The sequence below is a fragment of the Hahella sp. KA22 genome (genome assembly GCF_004135205.1).
GTDB lineage: Bacteria > Pseudomonadota > Gammaproteobacteria > Pseudomonadales > Oleiphilaceae > Hahella.
Window position 1 is genome coordinate 1,989,425 of sequence record NZ_CP035490.1, and the last position, 18,141, is coordinate 2,007,565.

15 protein-coding genes are annotated in these 18,141 nt (G+C 52.9%); 4 read left to right on the top strand and 11 right to left on the bottom strand.

The features are described from left to right. Positions 1 to 3: 3 nt before the first annotated feature. Positions 4 to 2,589, bottom strand: coding sequence for a leucine--tRNA ligase (gene leuS / locus EUZ85_RS08895; protein ID WP_127968958.1), 2,586 nt, complete (start codon positions 2,587 to 2,589; stop codon positions 4 to 6). A gap of 250 nt (positions 2,590 to 2,839) precedes the next feature. Between leuS and EUZ85_RS08900 the strand changes: the two genes are divergently transcribed. After that, complete coding sequence (locus EUZ85_RS08900) at positions 2,840 to 3,412, top strand: zinc ribbon-containing protein (protein ID WP_127968959.1); 573 nt, start codon at positions 2,840 to 2,842, stop codon at positions 3,410 to 3,412. Here EUZ85_RS08900 and lnt read toward each other — a convergent pair. From lnt to miaB, 5 genes are read right to left on the bottom strand one after another with little or no spacing between them, the layout of a single operon-like run. Further along, a complete protein-coding gene (gene lnt / locus EUZ85_RS08905) occupies positions 3,409 to 4,950 on the bottom strand; it encodes an apolipoprotein N-acyltransferase (RefSeq protein WP_127968960.1) in 1,542 nt (513 codons plus the stop codon). The genes EUZ85_RS08900 and lnt overlap by 4 nt on opposite strands. After that, a complete protein-coding gene (locus tag EUZ85_RS08910; protein WP_127968961.1) occupies positions 4,947 to 5,789 on the bottom strand; it encodes an HlyC/CorC family transporter in 843 nt (280 codons plus the stop codon). The genes lnt and EUZ85_RS08910 overlap by 4 nt, the downstream gene beginning before the upstream one ends. Positions 5,790 to 5,799: 10 nt before the next feature. Further along, complete coding sequence (ybeY, locus tag EUZ85_RS08915; protein WP_127968962.1) at positions 5,800 to 6,270, bottom strand: rRNA maturation RNase YbeY; 471 nt, start codon at positions 6,268 to 6,270, stop codon at positions 5,800 to 5,802. 55 nt (positions 6,271 to 6,325) lie between these two features. Then, positions 6,326 to 7,294 (bottom strand): PhoH family protein, encoded by a 969-nt coding sequence (locus EUZ85_RS08920; RefSeq protein WP_127968963.1) that lies wholly within the window; start codon positions 7,292 to 7,294, stop codon positions 6,326 to 6,328. A 36-nt stretch (positions 7,295 to 7,330) separates the two neighbouring features. Next, positions 7,331 to 8,671: a tRNA (N6-isopentenyl adenosine(37)-C2)-methylthiotransferase MiaB gene (miaB, locus tag EUZ85_RS08925; protein ID WP_127968964.1), complete on the bottom strand. Its 1,341-nt coding sequence runs from the start codon at positions 8,669 to 8,671 to the stop codon at positions 7,331 to 7,333. Between the two features lie 223 nt (positions 8,672 to 8,894). On the opposite strand from miaB, the gene EUZ85_RS08930 reads away from it, so the two are divergent. Next, entirely contained in the window at positions 8,895 to 9,230 is a 336-nt protein-coding gene (locus tag EUZ85_RS08930; RefSeq protein ID WP_011399083.1) for a DUF1820 family protein, read from the top strand. Positions 9,231 to 9,297: 67 nt separating this feature from the next. Here the strand turns inward: EUZ85_RS08930 and EUZ85_RS08935 are convergent, their stop codons facing one another. After that, positions 9,298 to 10,338: a nucleoid-associated protein gene (locus EUZ85_RS08935; RefSeq protein ID WP_127968965.1), complete on the bottom strand. Its 1,041-nt coding sequence runs from the start codon at positions 10,336 to 10,338 to the stop codon at positions 9,298 to 9,300. Between the two features lie 201 nt (positions 10,339 to 10,539). Between EUZ85_RS08935 and EUZ85_RS08940 the strand changes: the two genes are divergently transcribed. Next, positions 10,540 to 11,664 carry an alanine--glyoxylate aminotransferase family protein gene (locus EUZ85_RS08940; RefSeq protein WP_127968966.1) on the top strand — a complete coding sequence of 375 codons (1,125 nt, stop codon included), beginning with the start codon at positions 10,540 to 10,542 and terminating at the stop codon, positions 11,662 to 11,664. Between the two features lie 62 nt (positions 11,665 to 11,726). On the opposite strand, the gene cysN is transcribed toward EUZ85_RS08940, so the two are convergent. The 3 genes from cysN to EUZ85_RS08955 form a co-directional block, all read right to left on the bottom strand. Then, positions 11,727 to 13,382, bottom strand: coding sequence for a sulfate adenylyltransferase subunit CysN (cysN, locus tag EUZ85_RS08945; protein WP_129498729.1), 1,656 nt, complete (start codon positions 13,380 to 13,382; stop codon positions 11,727 to 11,729). Between the two features lie 65 nt (positions 13,383 to 13,447). Beyond that, complete coding sequence (cysD, locus tag EUZ85_RS08950; RefSeq protein ID WP_127968968.1) at positions 13,448 to 14,356, bottom strand: sulfate adenylyltransferase subunit CysD; 909 nt, start codon at positions 14,354 to 14,356, stop codon at positions 13,448 to 13,450. A gap of 303 nt (positions 14,357 to 14,659) precedes the next feature. Beyond that, positions 14,660 to 15,040: a PilZ domain-containing protein gene (locus tag EUZ85_RS08955; RefSeq protein WP_241566998.1), complete on the bottom strand. Its 381-nt coding sequence runs from the start codon at positions 15,038 to 15,040 to the stop codon at positions 14,660 to 14,662. Positions 15,041 to 15,301: 261 nt separating this feature from the next. Between EUZ85_RS08955 and rimO the strand changes: the two genes are divergently transcribed. Further along, on the top strand, positions 15,302 to 16,621 hold the full coding sequence (rimO, locus tag EUZ85_RS08960) for a 30S ribosomal protein S12 methylthiotransferase RimO (protein WP_127968970.1): 1,320 nt from the start codon (positions 15,302 to 15,304) through the stop codon (positions 16,619 to 16,621). 54 nt (positions 16,622 to 16,675) lie between these two features. On the opposite strand, the gene gatB is transcribed toward rimO, so the two are convergent. Then, entirely contained in the window at positions 16,676 to 18,118 is a 1,443-nt protein-coding gene (gatB, locus tag EUZ85_RS08965) for an Asp-tRNA(Asn)/Glu-tRNA(Gln) amidotransferase subunit GatB (RefSeq protein ID WP_127968971.1), read from the bottom strand. Positions 18,119 to 18,141 lie beyond the last annotated feature (23 nt).

Consider the following 18,141-nt stretch of genomic DNA (forward strand, 5'->3'; position numbering starts at 1 on the left):
GCTTTACTTCACCACGATATTGACCAGTTTTCCTGGTACAACGATGACTTTAACGACGGTCTTGTCTTCCATGAAGCGCTGAACGTTCTCATCATCGAACGCCATTTTCTCAAGCTCATCTTTGCTGGTGTTTGCCGCCGCCTGGATGCGTGCGCGCAACTTTCCGTTCACTTGAACAACCAGCTCTATGCTGTCTTTCTCAAGCGCTTTTTCGTCCAGCTTTGGCCAGGGAGCGTTCATGACGATGTCTTCGTGTCCCAGCTCGCGCCACAGACCGTGGCTAATGTGGGGTACAATCGGAGCCAGCACCAACACGGCTGTTTCAAGCGCTTCCTGTACAACCGCCAAGCCTTGGGGCGATTCGTCTTCAAAACGGCTTAACTCATTCAATAGCTCCATCACCATAGCGATGCCCGTGTTGATCGCCATGCGGTGATTAAACTCATCGGTCATCTTCTTGATGGTTTCATGAGTCTTGCGACGCAGTGTGCGCTGAGCTTCATTCAGTTCGGCCACATTCAGCGGCGCAGCCCCTTTCTTCTCAACGTGTGTGTGCACCAGTTTCCACAGGCGGCGCAGGAAACGATGTTGACCTTCAACGCCGGACTCTGACCACTCCAGTGATTGCTCAGGCGGCGCCGCAAACATGGTGAAGAGGCGAACAGTGTCGGCGCCGTACTTGTCAATCAGCTCTTGCGGGTCAACGCCGTTGTTCTTGGACTTGGACATTTTCTCCTTGGGCCCAATGATGACGGGCTGGCCATCCTCATTGAGGAAGGCCTTTGGAGAGTTGCCTTGAGTATCAAGATCAATGCGAACGTCTTTGGGGTTGAAGTAGATTTTCTTGCCGGATGGATCTTCGCGGTAGAAGGTTTCTGCGATCACCATGCCCTGGCACAACAGCTTCTTGAATGGCTCGTCGCTGTCCACTAAACCTTCGTCACGCAGCAATTTGTGGAAGAAGCGAGAGTACAGCAAGTGCAGAATGGCGTGCTCGATTCCGCCTACGTAGTAGTCTACGGGCAGCCAGTAGTTGGCGGCTGCGGGGTCCAACATGGCGGATTCCAGGTTGGGGCAGCAGAAGCGCGCGTAATACCAGGAGGACTCCATGAAAGTGTCGAAGGTGTCGGTTTCCTGGGTGGCTGGCTGGCCGTTGTAGCTGCGCTTGCTCCAGTTGGGATCTGCTTTTATGGGGGATTTGACGCCGTCCATTTCCACGTCTTCAGGTAACCTCACGGGGAGGTCGGCCAAAGGAACGGGAACTTCCGAGCCATCTTCCAGCGTCATCATGGGGATTGGCGCACCCCAGTAACGTTGACGGGATACACCCCAGTCACGCAGACGATAGTTGACTTTTTTCTCACCGATTCCCATGGCGGTCAACTTTTCGGCGACTGCATCAAACGCTTCCAGGGAAGTCATGCCGGTAAATTCGCCAGAGTTGACCAGGATGCCTTTCTCGGTAATGGCTTTTTCCTGAATATCCGCCTCATCGGCGTCGATGACGGAAATAACCTGCTTGATGGGCAAGCCGTATTTCCGCGCAAACTCGTGGTCGCGCTCATCGTGACCGGGCACTGACATGACTGCGCCAGAACCGTAGTCCATCAAGACAAAGTTGGCGACCCAGATCGGCGCAGGCTCGTTTGTAAGCGGGTGGATGACAAAGAAGCCGGTGTCCATGCCGCGCTTTTCCATCGTGGCCATGTCCGCTTCTGCGACTTTGGTGTTTTTGCACTCGTCCAGGAACTTCGCCAATTCAGGATTATTGGCGGCGGCCTCCAACGCTAACGGATGCTGTGGTGCGATTGCGACGTAAGTCACGCCCATGATGGTGTCAGGGCGCGTAGTGTATACCAGCAGGTCGCCATCGTGCTCTTTCAGCTTGAAGTGGAACTCAACCCCTTCAGACTTGTTGATCCAGTTGCGCTGCATGGTTTTGACCTGTTCGGGCCAATTCTCCAGCTGGTCCAGATCATTGAGCAGTTGTTCCGCGTAATCCGTAATCTTAATGAACCATTGCGGGATTTCGCGACGCTCCACAACTGCGCCGGAGCGCCAGCCCTTGCCGTCGATAACCTGTTCATTGGCTAATACAGTCTCGTCCACTGGGTCCCAGTTGACCGTGGACATTTTTTTGTAGACCAGCCCTTTCTCGTAAAGGCGGGTGAAGAACCATTGCTCCCATTTGTAGTATTCAGGGCGGCATGTGGCCAGCTCACGGTTCCAGTCATAACCGAAGCCCAACAGCTTCAACTGGTTTTTCATGTAAGCGATGTTTTCGTAAGTCCACTTGGCTGGCGCCACGTTGTTTTTCAACGCGGCGTTTTCCGCCGGTAGACCGAATGCGTCCCAGCCCATGGGTTGGAGAACGTTCTTACCCTGCATCCGCTGGTAGCGGGAGATGACGTCGCCGATGGTGTAGTTACGGACATGGCCCATGTGGAGCTTGCCGCTGGGATAGGGGAACATGGACAGGCAGTAGAACTTCTCTTTGCCTGGCTCTTCGTCCACTTTGAATGCATCGGTTTCTTCCCAGAACTTTTGCGCTTCCTGCTCAACTTTTTTTGGGTGGTACAGTTCTTCCATCGGTCGTCTTTTTTCGCCTGATCGCTTTAATTAAGGTTTATCGCCCCGGATCAAAAACGTCGGCTTGCAAGCGTGACATAATCCTTACTGATGGACTCTGCGTCGGCAAGGCGCTGGGGCGTGTAAACACAATGGGTTAATGGCGGGCTTTCCGCCATGAAAGCCGTTTATTCTAACCTAATAGTGTTGACTACAGATAGGGTTGGAGTAGGGTTGAAAACAAGATCTCGCATATCCGGGAGGTTATGGTATGAAGCAGGAGGATAAAGCGCCTGAACATGTCGTGCAGGCGTACAACAATATTCTGCAGCGCGTTGAGAAATCTCTCGCCGATGTTGAAGTGAAGACATGGGAGACTGTTAAGCAGGAGATTGATCAGGCTGTCGAGTTTGAGCAGGGATTAGCGAAGCTGACCAAGGAGGAGTGGAATCTCCTGGAGGCATACGTCAAACGCGACATGAAAGAGCTTTACCACTTTGTAGCGGAAACCGGCAAAGGGTTGCGTGAGTGGTTGAGGCTGGACATTGACCTGATTGAGCAGCGCATCGGCGACGCGTTACTGTCTATTGCGGATAAAACCCTGGTGGATTTGGAAAAGCTGGATTACCAGCTGCACCATGATCCGGGAACCTATGTTGCAGGCGAAGTCGCTTGCCCGGGCGTACTTAAATGCGATCAGTGCGGCAAAATGGTTTGCCTGGTGGAGACGTCGCATATCGACACCTGTCACCGGTGCCAAGGCATCTACTTTCAGCGGCTTACATCCCGTTGGCCCTACGAACCTGAGCTTGAAGGAGATGTCGCTCCAGAAGGCGGAGACTAACCTGCCTGTTCCAATGCGGCGGCGGGAGCTTCAGTCTGCTCGCGCCGTCCTAATAACAATGCGCCAGCCAGCAATAACGTCGCGATAATCAGAATTGGCCAGGAGCCCAAGCGCGAAAAGGGCGTAGCGCCTTGGCGCAATTCTACCTTTCCACTTAATGTGGTCGCCTGAAACTGTGGTGCGCGGGAGGCAATGCGACCGTGCGGATCAATGATGGCGGTAATGCCGTTATTGGTGGAGCGTAACATGTATTTGTCGTTCTCCAGCGCTCTCATCTGTGCAATTTGCAGATGCTGGTGCGGGCCGATAGAGGCGCCGAACCAGCTATCATTGCTGACAGTCACCAATAGCTCAGGCTCTTGCGCCAGCTTTGCTACAAAGTCTGGATACACCACTTCGTAGCAGATGAAAGGCATCAGGGTTGCGTTCCGAAAGCGAATCGGGGTTTGTGTTGGCGACCCCTTTTGCATGCTGGACATAGGTAAATTAAAAAAGTCGATAAGCCCCCGCAGCCATGACTCCAAGGGTACGTATTCGCCAAAGGGCACCAGCTTTTGCTTGTTGTATGAGCCTTCGCCTTGGCCCAGCGCTATAAAGCTGTTGTAAATATTTATCCTGGCGTCTTCACCTCTATCCGCGCTGAGAATACCCATCATCAAGGCGGCGTTGTTTTCTTTGGCCTGCTTGTCCAGCTGTTTGAGCAGCGGTCCCGCCTGACTGCTGAAGTAAGGGAGTGCGGTTTCCGGCCAGATAATCAGGTCGCTGTCCCAGAGTGGTTCGGTGAGAGTGAGATAAGTCTCTGTAATAACTTCACGATTCTCGCGAAGCCATTTTACTTCCTGGGCAATGTTCGCCTGCACCATGCTGACCTGAATAGGTTCGCCTCGTGGAGTCGTCCATTCAATTGGCTGTAACAAGGCTCCTCCGCCCCAAGCTCCGACGATTAGCGCTGTTGCGCAGGCGAGAGTAGTCAGAGATTTGCGGTTACGATAGCTGAGGTTTAAAGCGTGGCAGGACAACCACAGCAAAAAGGCCACGCCATAGACGCCCAGTATCGGCGCCCAACCGGCTAATGGCGTTTCGATAAAGGCGACGCCCAGAAACAGCCAGGGGAAGCCTGTCAGTAACCAGGATCTGACCCATTCGAACAAAACCCACATGGCGATAAACACAAGCCCTTCCAGGCCGGGCGATAAGCGTTTCCGGGTCAAGCGGGCGGTTATCGCAAATTGCAGCATGGGGAATAAGGCGATGCCTGCGACAAAAGCGGCGGTCAGGATAAAGGCCAGCACTGCGCTGGCGTTGCCGTGCTCATGGATGCTGACGTAAACCCAGGAAGCGCCGGAGCCGAACAGTCCGAGGCCAAACGCCCAACCTTGCGCCAGGGCTGGTTTGACCTTGCCGAATTGAAATACATTCAGCAGGATCAAGGCGGCGGGAAAGGCGCAGAACCACAGGTTGTAGGGGGCGAAACACAGAGTGAGCAGCCCGCCTGCGGCGGCCGGGGCCACCCAGTTTTTCAGCAAAGCGGACTTCATGCCGTGCGGCTGACCTGGATCAGACGAATCTGGCGGCTGTCCGCGTTGAGTATCTTGATATCGAAGCCGTTAAAGGAGACCGTTTCACCCCGTTTGGGCAGGCGCCCAAACTGCTTGATGACCAGCCCGCCAATTGTGTCGAACTCTTCTTCGTCCAGTTTGGTGGTGAAGTACTCGTTAAACTCTTCCACCGGGGTCAGCGCTTTAACGACATATTGATTGTGGCCGGTGCATTTGATGAGGCTTTCTTCATCGAAGTCATGTTCATCTTCGATTTCGCCCACAATCTGTTCAAGCACGTCCTCGATGGTCACCAGTCCGGCTACTCCGCCATATTCGTCCACCACTATCGCCATATGGTTGCGGTTTTCCTTGAACTCTTTCAGCAGCTGATTCAGGCGCTTACTCTCAGGAATAAACCATACGGGGCGCAGAATGTCCTGTACTTTGCTTTTGTTTAATTCGTTTTTCAGCGCCAGTCCAAGCAGGTCTTTAGCCAGCAGAATGCCCACTACCTCGTCTTTGGATTCGCCGATGACAGGGTAGCGGGAATGAGCGGACTCAAGCAGCTCGTCCATGTATTCCTGAGGGCTCTGAGAAGCCTTGACGACGCTCATTTGAGCGCGAGGAATCATGATTTCCCTGACCTGCATGTCGGTCACCTGCATGGCGCCTTCAATCAGGCTCAGGGAGTCGGGGTCTATGATGTTGCGGTTTTCCGCCTCCCGCATAATCTGCAGGAGTTCTTCCTTGTTTTGCGGTTCATCGGAAAAGGCCTGGGTTATACGGTCAAGCCATGAGCGAGAGATTTGCTGGCTACCCGAATGATCGTCACTCATTGATGTTGTGTTACCCTTCAGCTAAAGAACTGTTGGTGGCGTAAGGAGGGGGAAAGCCCAGACTGGTCACCAGTTCGGTTTCGAGACTTTCCATAACCTCTGCTTCCTCGTCAATTATATGGTCGTATCCCTGTAAATGCAGCATCCCGTGAATGACCATATGGGCCCAGTGCGCAGCGGCGGTTTTTTGTTGTTCAACGGCCTCGTTGAACACTACCGGCGCGCAAATAACCAAGTCGCCCAACAGGGGCAAAGTTAATCCAGGCGGGTTTTCAAAAGGGAAGGACAGGACATTGGTCGGCTTGTCTTTGCCGCGATACTGCGCGTTTAGCTCCTGGCTTTCCTCCGCGTCAACGATGCGGATGGTCACCTCACGGTCGCCCGTTTCGCGCAGGGCTGCTTGCGCCCACAGAATCAGCTGTTCTTCACTTGGAAGGTCAGCCTCTTCCGAGGCTATCTGGATATCGACGTCGAGACTCATAAACTGCTTTATTTAGATGCGTTTGCTTCGTTTATATGGGCTTCGGCGACGATTTTCAAATGGAATTTTTGTTAAATGCTTCGTACGCATCAACAATTCTTTGTACGAGAGGGTGACGAACGACGTCTTTGCTCAGGAATTTGGTGACGCTGACGCCTTTGACGTCCTCCAGCACTTTCAATGCTTGTACAAGGCCGGACGGAACGCCTTTCGGCAGATCGACCTGAGTGGGGTCTCCAGTAACTACAGCAGTTGAGCCGAAGCCGATCCGGGTCAGGAACATTTTCATCTGCTCTGGCGTAGTGTTCTGGCTTTCATCCAGGATGATGAAGGCGTTGTTAAGCGTACGGCCGCGCATGAAGGCCAGCGGCGCAATTTCGATCAGCCCTTTTTCCAGTAGTCGATTGACCTGCTCGAAACCGAACATCTCGTATAACGCGTCGTACAGAGGGCGTAGATAAGGGTCGACTTTCTGCGCCAGATCACCGGGCAGGAATCCTAACTTTTCACCAGCCTCAACCGCGGGACGCACTAGCAGAATGCGCTTCACCTGATCATCGGCCAGCGCTTGCGCTGCGCAAGCGACCGCCAGGTAGGTCTTGCCTGTTCCAGCAGGACCAACGCCGAAGTTAATGTCGTGCTGCAGGACGGACTTTACATAATGAATCTGGTTTTGACCGCGTGGCCGGATATGTAGCTTTGGTGTACGGATGACAACGCCACCGGAAGAGCTGCTTGTTTCGTCTTCTTCCTCGGCCCCGGACTCACGAATAAACAGATGGACCGTGTCGGGCTCAATGGTGGAGGAAGCTTCGGTTTCCCGGTAAATGTGACGGATGATTTCCGCCGCCGCCTGGGCGTTCTTTTCTTCCCCAAACAGCGTGAATGAATGCCCGCGGTAGGCGACGCGCACCTTCAGGCGGCGTTCGATTAAGCGCAGGTTTTCGTCAAACTGCCCGCATAGCGCTTGCAGTCTGATGGGGTCAGCAGGTTCCAGCTTAAAGCTGATGGCTGGTTCGTTCAAAATATATCGCCTGATAGTGTGATATGGGCCTGTGACTTAATAGTCCAGGCCATCAACGCGTTCGCCGCGCAGTGAGTTGGGCAGGGCGGCAGTGATGGTGACATCGACAAAACGCCCGATAATGTCATGACTGTCGGTACGGAAGTTCACTACACGGTTGTTTTCGGTGCGCCCCTGTAGTTCGCCAGGATCTTTCTTGGATACGCCTGTCACCAAAATACGCTGGGTGGAGCCGACCATTTTACGGCTGATGTCCTGTGCGAACTGCAAGATGCGCTGCTGCAGAATCGCCAGACGCTGTTTCTTGGCCTCTTCGGAGACGTTGTCTTCCAGGTTGGCGGCAGGAGTGCCTGGACGCGCGCTGTAAACGAAGCTGAATGAGTGGTCAAAGCCTATCTCATTGATCAGATTCATGGTTTCCTCGAAATCCGCGTCAGTTTCCCCTGGGAAGCCAACAATGAAGTCAGAGGACAGGCTGATGTCAGGACGAATCTCTTGCAGACGACGCAGCTTGTCTGTGTATTCAGCGACAGTGTGGCCGCGCTTCATCAGGTTCAGTATGCGGTCGGAGCCGCTTTGCACGGGTAAGTGCAGGTGGCTAACCAGCTTGGGAACGCTGGCGTAGACATCGATTAGCGAGTCGGAAAATTCGACCGGGTGCGAAGTGGTGTAGCGAATGCGGTCAATGCCGTCGACCGAGGCGACATAAGTGATCAGCTCCGCCAAATCCATATAATCGCCGTCGTGCGTCAGTCCCCGGTATGCGTTGACGTTCTGGCCGAGTAGGTTGACTTCCCGCACGCCTTGTCCGGCCAAATGCGCGATTTCCGCGATCACGTCGTCTACAGTGCGGCTGACTTCTTCGCCGCGAGTGTAGGGCACCACGCAGAATGTGCAGTACTTGCTGCAGCCCTCCATGATGGAGACGAAGGCGCTGGCGCCTTCGCTGCTGGGCATAGGCAGGCGGTCGAACTTTTCAATTTCGGGGAATGTGACGTCCACCATGGGAATCTTTTGATGGGCGACGGAGTTGACCATTTCCGGCAAGCGGTGCAGGGTCTGCGGGCCAAACACCATATCCACGTAAGGCGCGCGGTCGCGAATAGCATCGCCTTCCTGGCTGGCGACACAGCCGCCGACGCCGATCAGCAGATTAGGATTTTTTTCTTTGAGCGTTTTCCAGCGGCCTAACTGATGAAACACTTTCTCCTGGGCTTTTTCCCGGATAGAACAGGTGTTCAGCAGTAAAATGTCCGCCTCATCGGGGTTGTCGGTGAGTTCAACGCTATGACTCTCGCCTAATAAGTCAGCCATGCGCGAGGAGTCATACTCGTTCATCTGACAGCCATAGGTTTTAATAAAGAGTTTTTGCGCCATTCAAAACCACCCGAAGAATCTGCGAACTTAAAAATTGGGACCGCGTATTATACGTTCTAGGCGGACTCTAGTGTAGGGGGGCGTTCAAAAAGTTAGCAGTATGGACTCCAGAGCTCGGTGGCGGCTGTGATATGATTGCGCCGGTTTTCAGCGTCTCCCCTTTGTTCTCAAGGCTTACGAGGGCGATACGGATAGTTGAGCGATTGAATTTACAGGTGTGTTTATGTCGAATAAGACGAGTAAAAAAGTTTTTCGGGTCGTTTACTTTAATCAGGATGAGGTATTCGAGCTGTACGCGAGTAAAGTCTATTCCAGCGAGCTGTATGGGTTTATTGAGGTGGAGAACTGGTTGTTCGGTGAGCGCTCCCAGTTACTGGTTGATCCTGCGGAGGAGAAACTCAAAGGGGAGTTTGCAGGAGTAAGTCGTTCCTTCATTCCTATGACGTCTATTATCCGTATCGACGAAGTGGAGCAGCAGGGAACCGCAAAGATCTCCTCCGGCAAGTCCGGAGGAACAGTGGCCAGCTTTCCTCGTCCCCCAGTGAAAACGGATCGCTAGCACTGATGACGGCGCCGTGTCCCCGGCGCTGTCGCTACCTTTCCACGCTTGTGTGTTCGCTCCTGGCCTATTCGTCGTTGTCGTCCTGATTCTGTTCCTGCTCTTCCTGAGGGCTTAGGTAGCGTTTTAACTGCGCTTTCAAAGACTTGGGGATCTCCATAATAATGAGTGCGTCTTTCTCGCTGTCGTAAATAATGCTTTCATTTATTGCTTCGGAAGAGAACGACAAGCTCATGCCGGAGCCTCTGCCTGCAAAGCGGACGAGTTGTTTCAGCTTGCGACTGTCCGGGCGCAACGCTGCCGGGGCTTCAGGTATAGCTTCGCGCATGAAGTGGGCGAACTTGTCGGGGTTTTGTTCATCCATGGCGATGGACAATTCCTCAATTTGTACGGCTTCCCCCAGTTTCTCCTGGTCTGAGCAGAACTCAACCGCCTTTTTCTTCAGCTTGGCGGCGCTCTTCGGATCTAATGATTCAGCGAAGCGCTCCAGGCCGCTCAATACCACTTCTGTTTCTTTGGCGGTGTCCACATGGGTGGCGAAACCAAAACTATGGCAGCCCGCTTCGCCTATCTTGCGCAGGTTACGTTGGAGATAGACGCTGGCGCAGTCCGGCTGATTGCTGGTGAAAAGTGGGTCCAGTTCGATACGCAGGGCGAAAGTGATGGCTTGTGGGTCCAGATGCTCAATGGGCTCTATTTGCAATTCGTTGGTAACGACATTGGTGACGCTGCTTTCCAGAACAAAAATATAAAGGGTGCGGGCGTCGCCCTGCTGGTCGTGGATCCACAATAAGTAGCTCTGTGTGGTGAGTGGAATTACGTCCAGCTTTTCTTTGAAATCGGCCAAGCCTTTTTCGGTTAACTGCTGGAAGGACATTTTTCCTTCGTACCAATCCTTTAGCCGGGGGCCAAAACTTTGGCCTTCAGCGTGAAGATTAATACGCCCAAAAGCCTTACCCGTTTTTGCGGCGAACAATCGACGTAAGGTATGAAAAACAGCCTCATTGTCCGCGCCGGTCTTGGGCAGTTGTTGCGGAATTCGGGTCTGGCTGGCGTCGTCTTCGGAGAATTTTTCCAGTACCTGAATGCTGAGTTCGCTAATCGCCATAGTAGGTAAGCCTTAATCGAGCCTGAGTGTGCGGGGGACGCCGGACGAAGCCGTGTCCTAGTTAAAGGCGGATTGTAATCGCCCCAGTAAAGAGTGCAAGGCTGCTGTACGGGCATTCTGAGTTTTGCTCAGTAACCGTGAGATATGTTGCGTTGTCTTGTAGACTTCCTTTATCCATAACAATGATTCAAGGAACCAAGCATGAGTACAGGTTTTACTATTCCCAACCGGTTACTGCTGGGGCCCGGGCCTTCGAACACGCCCGCCAGCGTGCTTGCGGCGATGTCGCAACCGACTATTGGTCATCTGGACCCTGTCTTTATCGAGATGATGGATCAGATCAAGCAGATGTTGCAGGCGACATTCCAGACGCAGAATAGATTGACGATGCCTGTTTCAGCGCCGGGCTCCGCTGGCATGGAAACTTGCCTGGTTAATTTGCTGGAGCCGGGGGATCAGGCGATTGTCGCGATCAATGGCGTGTTCGGCAAACGTATGGTGGAAAACGTTGTTCGTGCGGGCGGCGTACCGATTGTCGTTGAATTTGAGTGGGGGAGCCCGGTTGATCCGCAGCGTATCGAGGAAGTTCTGAACGAGCACCCCAACGCGCGGCTGCTGGCGTTTGTGCATGCGGAGACGTCCACTGGCGCGCGTTCCGACGCTGAGACCCTGTGTCGTCTTGCGCATGAGCGTGACGTACTGTCCGTCGTTGATATGGTTACTTCATGGTGCGGTATAGAGGTGGACGTAGACGGTTGGAAAGCCGACGCAGTATACAGTGGCGCGCAAAAGTGTCTCTCTGCTGTGCCGGGTATTGCCCCAGTGACTTTCAGTGAAAAGGCGGCGGACCGAATCCGTACTCGGAGCAAGCCCGTGCAAAGCTGGTTTCTGGATATGAGCCTGGTAATGGCCTATTGGGCTGAAGGTGGCCAGCGGGCGTATCACCACACTGCGCCAGTTAATACTCTGTATGCGATTCATGAGGCGTTGCGCCTGGTCCTGGACGAAGGGTTGGAGAATCGCTGGGCGAGGCATAGAACGGCTCATGAAGCCTTGGTGAGAGGCGTGGAGTCGCTGGGGCTGTCCTTCCTGGTGGATGAGCCTTACCGCCTGCCAATGTTGAATGCGATCAAAGTGCCGGAAGGTGTTGATGAGGCGGCTGTGCGAACGAAGCTGCTGACAGATTACAACATGGAGATTGGCGCTGGACTTGGGCCGCTGCAAGGGAAAATCTGGCGTATTGGACTAATGGGAAATAACGCCACAGTGGAATGTGCGAATCGTGCGGTAAGCGCTCTGGATGAGTGTTTGAGGGCGTTGAAATAACCGAAAATAAAAAGGCCTCAAGGCGAAAGTCGCTTTGAGGCCTATATTTGGCTAAGAAAGCTTTACACGAAGTAGTGCTTCTCCACCAGCTCACCGATGACGCGGTTAACCTGTGTTGAAAGCTCTTTCTCGTCTGCCGCGCTTACCGTAGCGGCGACTTCACCTTCATACGATTCAACGCTTTGGGTGGCGATGACCAGCAGGCCGGCTTTCAGTAGGGCGGTTAATGTGGCTTCAGCCAGAGTTTCCTCGACAACCACTACAGATTTACCACGCTCAAACAGGTTGCGCTCCAGTGCGTAAGCCAGTTTGTCCGCCAGCTCGCCTTCGACTTTAATCAGACCGGGCTTGTGACCGTTACGGGCTTCACGTTCTGCGTCAGTGATGGGGGCGAAAGCAGCGATGTCCGCATCGTCTACAGCGCTTTCGATCATGCCTGCGCCGATAGTGACGTTGGTCAGGCGGTCAATGATGATGAAAGCGCCGGTAGTGCGGTTACGGGAATAGGGATCAAACACCAACGGTTGGTTGAGCGTGACTTCGCAGGAGCCGATTTCGTTCAGCTGCAGCGTATCGGTTTCGCTCTTCTCCAGCGTATTGACGTCGATCTGGTGATGGATGCGACTAACAGAACCGGTCGCCAGATGCGTCGCCTGCTTGATGTAGTATTGACGGCCCGGCAGCAACGGCGCTTCGCTCATCCAGACTATATGCGCCTGCATCCGGTTGGATACGCAGGGGACGTTATCTGGGCGAACCAGTACGTCGCCGCGGCTGATATCGATCTCGTCGGCTAATGTCAGCGTCACGGCCTGATCAGAGAAAGCTTCTTCCTGTTCGCCCTCGAAGGTGACGATGGACTTTACCGTACTGGTTTTGCGGGAAGGCAGCGCCATGATGGGGTCGCCTTTGCGGATAATCCCCGAGGATACTGTGCCGCTATAGCCGCGGAAGTCCAGGTTCGGACGATTGACGTACTGCACTGGCATGCGGAAATCGGACAAATTCTTGTCGCGGGAGATTTCCACTGTCTCCAGGATTTCCATCAGCGGCTTGTCTTTGTACCAAGGCATCGCTGGGGAGTTGGAGACCACGTTGTCGCCATCCAGTGCTGAGATCGGTACGAATTTCAGGTCGTGTAGAGTCAGGCCTTTAGCGAAATTCAGATACTCTTGTTTGATCTCTTCGTAGCGCTCTTCGCTGTAGTCCACCAAGTCCATTTTGTTCACCGCCACCAAAATGTGCTGGATGCCCAGCAGTGAGGCGATGAAGGTGTGGCGTTTGGTCTGTTTCAGAACGCCGTGACGGGCGTCGATCAGGATGATGGCCAGTTGCGCAGTGGAGGCGCCTGTGGCCATGTTGCGCGTGTATTGCTCATGGCCTGGGGTGTCGGCGATGATGAACTTTCTCTTGGCGGTGGAGAAATAGCGATAGGCGACGTCAATCGTGATGCCTTGCTCGCGCTCCGCCTGAAGTCCGTCAACCAGCAGGGATAAATCGAGCTTTTCGCCCGCATTGCCGGATTTGGCGCTGTCTTTTTTGATGGCTTCAAGTTGATCTTCATAGATCATCTTGGAGTCGTGCAGCAATCGGCCGATCAGGGTGCTTTTGCCGTCGTCAACGCTGCCGCAGGTTAAAAGGCGAAGCAGCTCTTTGTGTTCGTGCTGCTTCAGATATTCGAGAATGTCTTCGCTGATTAGGTTTGATTGATGTGACATGGACCGTACTCAATTGAACTCTGCTAAATGAATGCTTCCCTGAAGGCGCTTCTTCTCTCTATGGATCAGAAGTAGCCTTCGCGTTTCTTTTGCTCCATCGAGCCAGCCTGATCATGGTCAATGACGCGACCTTGACGCTCAGAGCTGGTGGTTAGCAGCATTTCCTGAATAATTTCCGGCAACGTGGTCGCCGTAGATTCGATAGCTCCAGTCAGCGGGTAGCAGCCCAGAGTACGGAAGCGCACGTCTTTCATCATCGGGGTTTCGCCCGGCTTTAAAGGCATGCGGTCATCGTCCACCATGATCATCGTGCCATCGCGCTCGACAACTGGGCGCTTGGCGGAGAAGTAAAGAGGGACGAGCTCAATGTTCTCCAGATAGATGTATTGCCAGATGTCCAGTTCGGTCCAGTTGGACAGAGGGAACACCCGGATGCTTTCGCCTTTATTGATCTTTCCGTTGTACAGGTTCCACAGCTCAGGGCGCTGATTTTTCGGATCCCAGCGGTGATTGGAGTCGCGGAAAGAATAGACGCGCTCTTTCGCGCGGGACTTCTCCTCGTCGCGACGGGCGCCGCCAAAGGCTGCATCGAATTTATATTTATTGAGAGCCTGTTTCAGAGACTCGGTCTTCATGACATCGGTATGCTTGGCGCTGCCGTGTGTAAAGGGGCCGATGCCCTCGCGCACGCCGTCTTCATTTATGTGGACAATCAAGTCCAGTCCAAATTTCGCCGCCTGCTGATCACGGAAAGTGATCATATCCTTGAATTTCCAGGTTGTGTCCACGTGCATCAAAGGAAAGGGCGGTTTGCCGGGAAAGAAGGCCTTGCGCGCCAAATGCAGCATCACCGAAGAGTCTTTTCCGATGGAGTAGAGCATGACGGGGCGCTCAAACTCGGCGGCGACTTCTCTGATTATATGGATACTTTCAGCTTCCAGCTGTTTTAGATGGGTGAGGTTGTAATCAGTCATTTTTTCAACTGCACTCCTTAGTAAGGGGTCTCCGGTAAGGCTGATGTCCGAGGATGATTGGGTTAAAAAGCTACATCTACTATACCAAACACTTGGTGATTATAAGAAGAATGGCTTTTAGAAGAGTTTATTCTGACGATATAGTTTTCTATGGCCTTTTAGTAGCTTCTGATTCACGCAAGTAAGCGGCGCTGCCTATAGCGAGCTGTTTTTGGCGAACTTTTCGGGGTTCCATCCTATTTGAGCTGTTGGCTCCAAATAGAAAGTTTAAGATGAAAACCTGGAAAATCCGGCGGCGAATTTCTAACGCAGCTTATTCTCGGCGATATACTGCTCAAGTTGGTGGGTTTGCTCTGGCGTCAACTCTTTAAATTGTAAGCCTACGTGAAAGGCGTTACGAGCCAGTCGGCGAGTGTATATGACCAGCATCTCTGTCTCTACTTCGACAACATCTTTCTTGCCCAGAGGCAGAGTGAAGCGAATGTTGATGCAGACTGGCCGTAATGGCGCAAAATTTAAGGCATTTGGCGTCAACGTCTCCAAGATGCAGCGATCGCATTCAAGCATGAGGCCTGTTCTGGAAATGTTGTGGATGGCCGCGTCGCATTCCCGTTGGTCGCGTGTAGTGATATGTGCGACGAAATCCGTTGGAATGCGCAGATGATGCCTCAGATTTCTTTGCATGACGGTTGGACTGCTTTGAATCATAGTCGGTTAAGTAATGATACTAACATTCAACATGGAAGGCTAAGTGTACCAAATTGAATTTGATTTAAAATTAATCTTTTTGGCATAGAGAGCACGATTTTTTTGTAACAATGTGGGAATTTTGTTACGGAGTGTAATCTTTGTTGTTGGTTGAAGTTTGAGCGATATTTGATCTATTTTCTCGAGCTGAGCTTAGGTAGAATGGCGGCCTTTTTCTGAATAGACAGGTGATGGTAGATGTCCTCTTCTAGCGGCAAAGTGGGTTTCGTCAGCCTTGGCTGCCCCAAAAACACAGTAGACTCGGAGCGCATTCTGACGCAACTGCGTACGGAGGGGTACGAGATATCGGCCAGCTATGAAGATGCGGATGTCGTTTTGGTGAACACCTGCGGCTTTATCGATAGTGCTGTGCAAGAGTCTCTGGACGCTATTGGCGAGGCGTTGCGCGAGAACGGCAAAGTCATCGTGACCGGGTGTCTTGGCGCCAAAGAGGATGTGATCCGTGAAGTGCACCCGAAAGTGCTGGCGGTAAGTGGCCCGCACGCTTATTCGGAAGTGATGAACCAAGTGCATCAAGTGGCTCCGAAGCCTGAATACAACCCCTTCCTCAACCTTGTGCCCGATACTGGGGTTAAGCTCACGCCCAAGCATTATGCCTATCTGAAGATATCTGAAGGCTGTAACCACCGTTGTACGTTTTGCATAATTCCGTCCTTCCGCGGTGACTTGGAGAGCCGTCCTATCGGTGATGTGTTGGGCGAGGCGCAACGCCTGGTGAATAACGGCGTTAAAGAGTTGCTGGTGATCTCTCAGGACACCAGCGCTTATGGCGTGGATACTAAGTATCGCACTGGCTTTTGGGAAGGTCGCCCCGTAAAAACGCGAATGAAAGAGCTTTGTGACGAGCTTGGGCGCATGGGGGTTTGGGTGCGACTGCACTATGTGTATCCTTATCCCCATGTTGATGACGTCATTCCGTTAATGGCGGACGGTAAAATTCTTCCTTATCTGGATATTCCATTTCAGCACGCCTCTCCGTCTGTGCTGAAAAATATGCGTCGTCCAGCCCATGCAGAGAAGGTGCTGCACAGAATTGGCAGGTGGCGTGAGCAGTGTCCGGATATTACTCTGCGCTCCACCTTTATAGTCGGCTTTCCTGGGGAAACTGAAGACGATTTCCAGACGTTGCTCGACTTCCTTGAAGAAGCGCAGTTGGATCGAGTTGGATGTTTTAAATATTCTCCGGTGGAAGGCGCGACGGCGAATGAGTTGCCTGATCCTGTTGAAGAAGCTGTCAAACAGGAGCGCTGGGAGCGCTTTATGGAAGTGCAGCAGCGTATCAGCGCCGGTCGTCTGCAGGCGAAAATCGGCAAGCGTATGGATGTGATTGTGGACGAGGTGGTGGAAGAAGGGGCGGTTTGTCGTTCCAAAGCGGATGCGCCGGAAATCGACGGACAAGTGTTTTTGGACAACCAGACTCATCTGAAGCCGGGCGACATGGTTACGGTGGAGATAGAGGATGCGGACGAATATGACTTGTGGGGGCGTCCAGTATAACCGGCCCTTGCAGTCAGAATGAAAAAGAGCCCGTTTAGGGCTCTTTTTTTAGGCTTAACTCAGCTTTTTGGCGAGTATCTCGTTCACCTGTTGCGGGTTGGCTTTGCCTTTTGAGATTTTCATTGTTTGGCCGACAAAGAAACCGATCATTTTTCCGCGTTTAGCTTCATCTGCGGCTTTATATTGTTCGACTTGGGCAGCGTTATTCGCCAGGACCTCATCAACAAAAGCTTCAATGGCGCCGTCGTCAGTAACGGCTATCAGGCCTTTCTTCTCAATGATTTCATCTGCTTCGCCTTCGCCGTTCCACATGGCTTCAAGCACATCCTTGGCGGCTTTGCCGTTGATGGTGTTGTCTTTCAAGCGCAGCAGCAGCTTGCCAAGCCCTTCAGCGGCGACGGGAGATTGAGATATATCCAGAGAGTTCTGGTTCAGGCGTTTGGCCAGTTCTCCCATTATCCAGTTCGCTGTCAGTTTGGCGTCGCCGGCAATTTTGTTTGCGGCTTCAAAGTAATCCGCTTGTGCGCGTGAGCTAACTAGTACGCCTGCATCGTAATCAGATAAGCCGTACTCAGAGCAGAAACGGGCCAGCTTTTGCTCTGGTAGCTCTGGGAGGGCGTCACGAACAGCTTCTATATAGGCTTCGTCTATTTCTATGGGCAACAGATCAGGGTCTGGAAAATAGCGGTAATCGTTGGCGAATTCCTTGCTGCGCATGGAGCGAGTGTTGTCTTTGTCCGCATCATACAGGCGCGTCTCCTGTTTGACCTTGCCGCCATTTTCTATTAGGTCGATTTGCCTTTCAATTTCACCTTGAATGGCCTTTTCGACAAAACGGAAGGAGTTGACGTTTTTGATCTCTGTGCGAACGCCAAACTCTTCCTGACCTTTTGGACGAACGGAAACGTTGCAGTCGCAGCGCATGGACCCCTGGGACATGTCGCCATCGGAGATACCCAGATAGGTGACGATGGAGTGCAGCTTTCTCAAATACGCGACCGCCTCTTTGGCGCTGCGAAGTTCTGGCTCAGATACAATTTCCAGTAAGGGGGTCCCTGCGCGGTTTAAGTCGATGCCGGTCATGCCGTGAAAGTCTTCATGCAGGCTTTTTCCGGCGTCTTCTTCCAAGTGGGCGCGAGTGACGTTGATCGTCTTCTTCTCGCCACTCTCAAGCTGGATGTCCAATTTGCCCTGCTTGACGGTTGGGTGGTCCAGCTGGCTGATTTGATAGCCTTTGGGCAGATCAGGGTAGAAATAGTTTTTGCGATCGAAGACCGAGCGTGTGTTGATTTCGGCACCGATGGCCAGGCCGAACATCACCGCCATGCGCACGGCTTCTTCGTTCATTACCGGCAGCATGCCAGGCATGGCCAGATCTACAGCGCAAGCCTGAGTGTTTGGCTCTGCGCCAAAAGTGGTGGCTGCGCCGGAGAATATTTTGGATTTGGTGGCGAGCTGAACATGAACTTCCAGCCCGATAACCGCTTCCCATTCCATGATATGACCTCTTCGCTAATGGT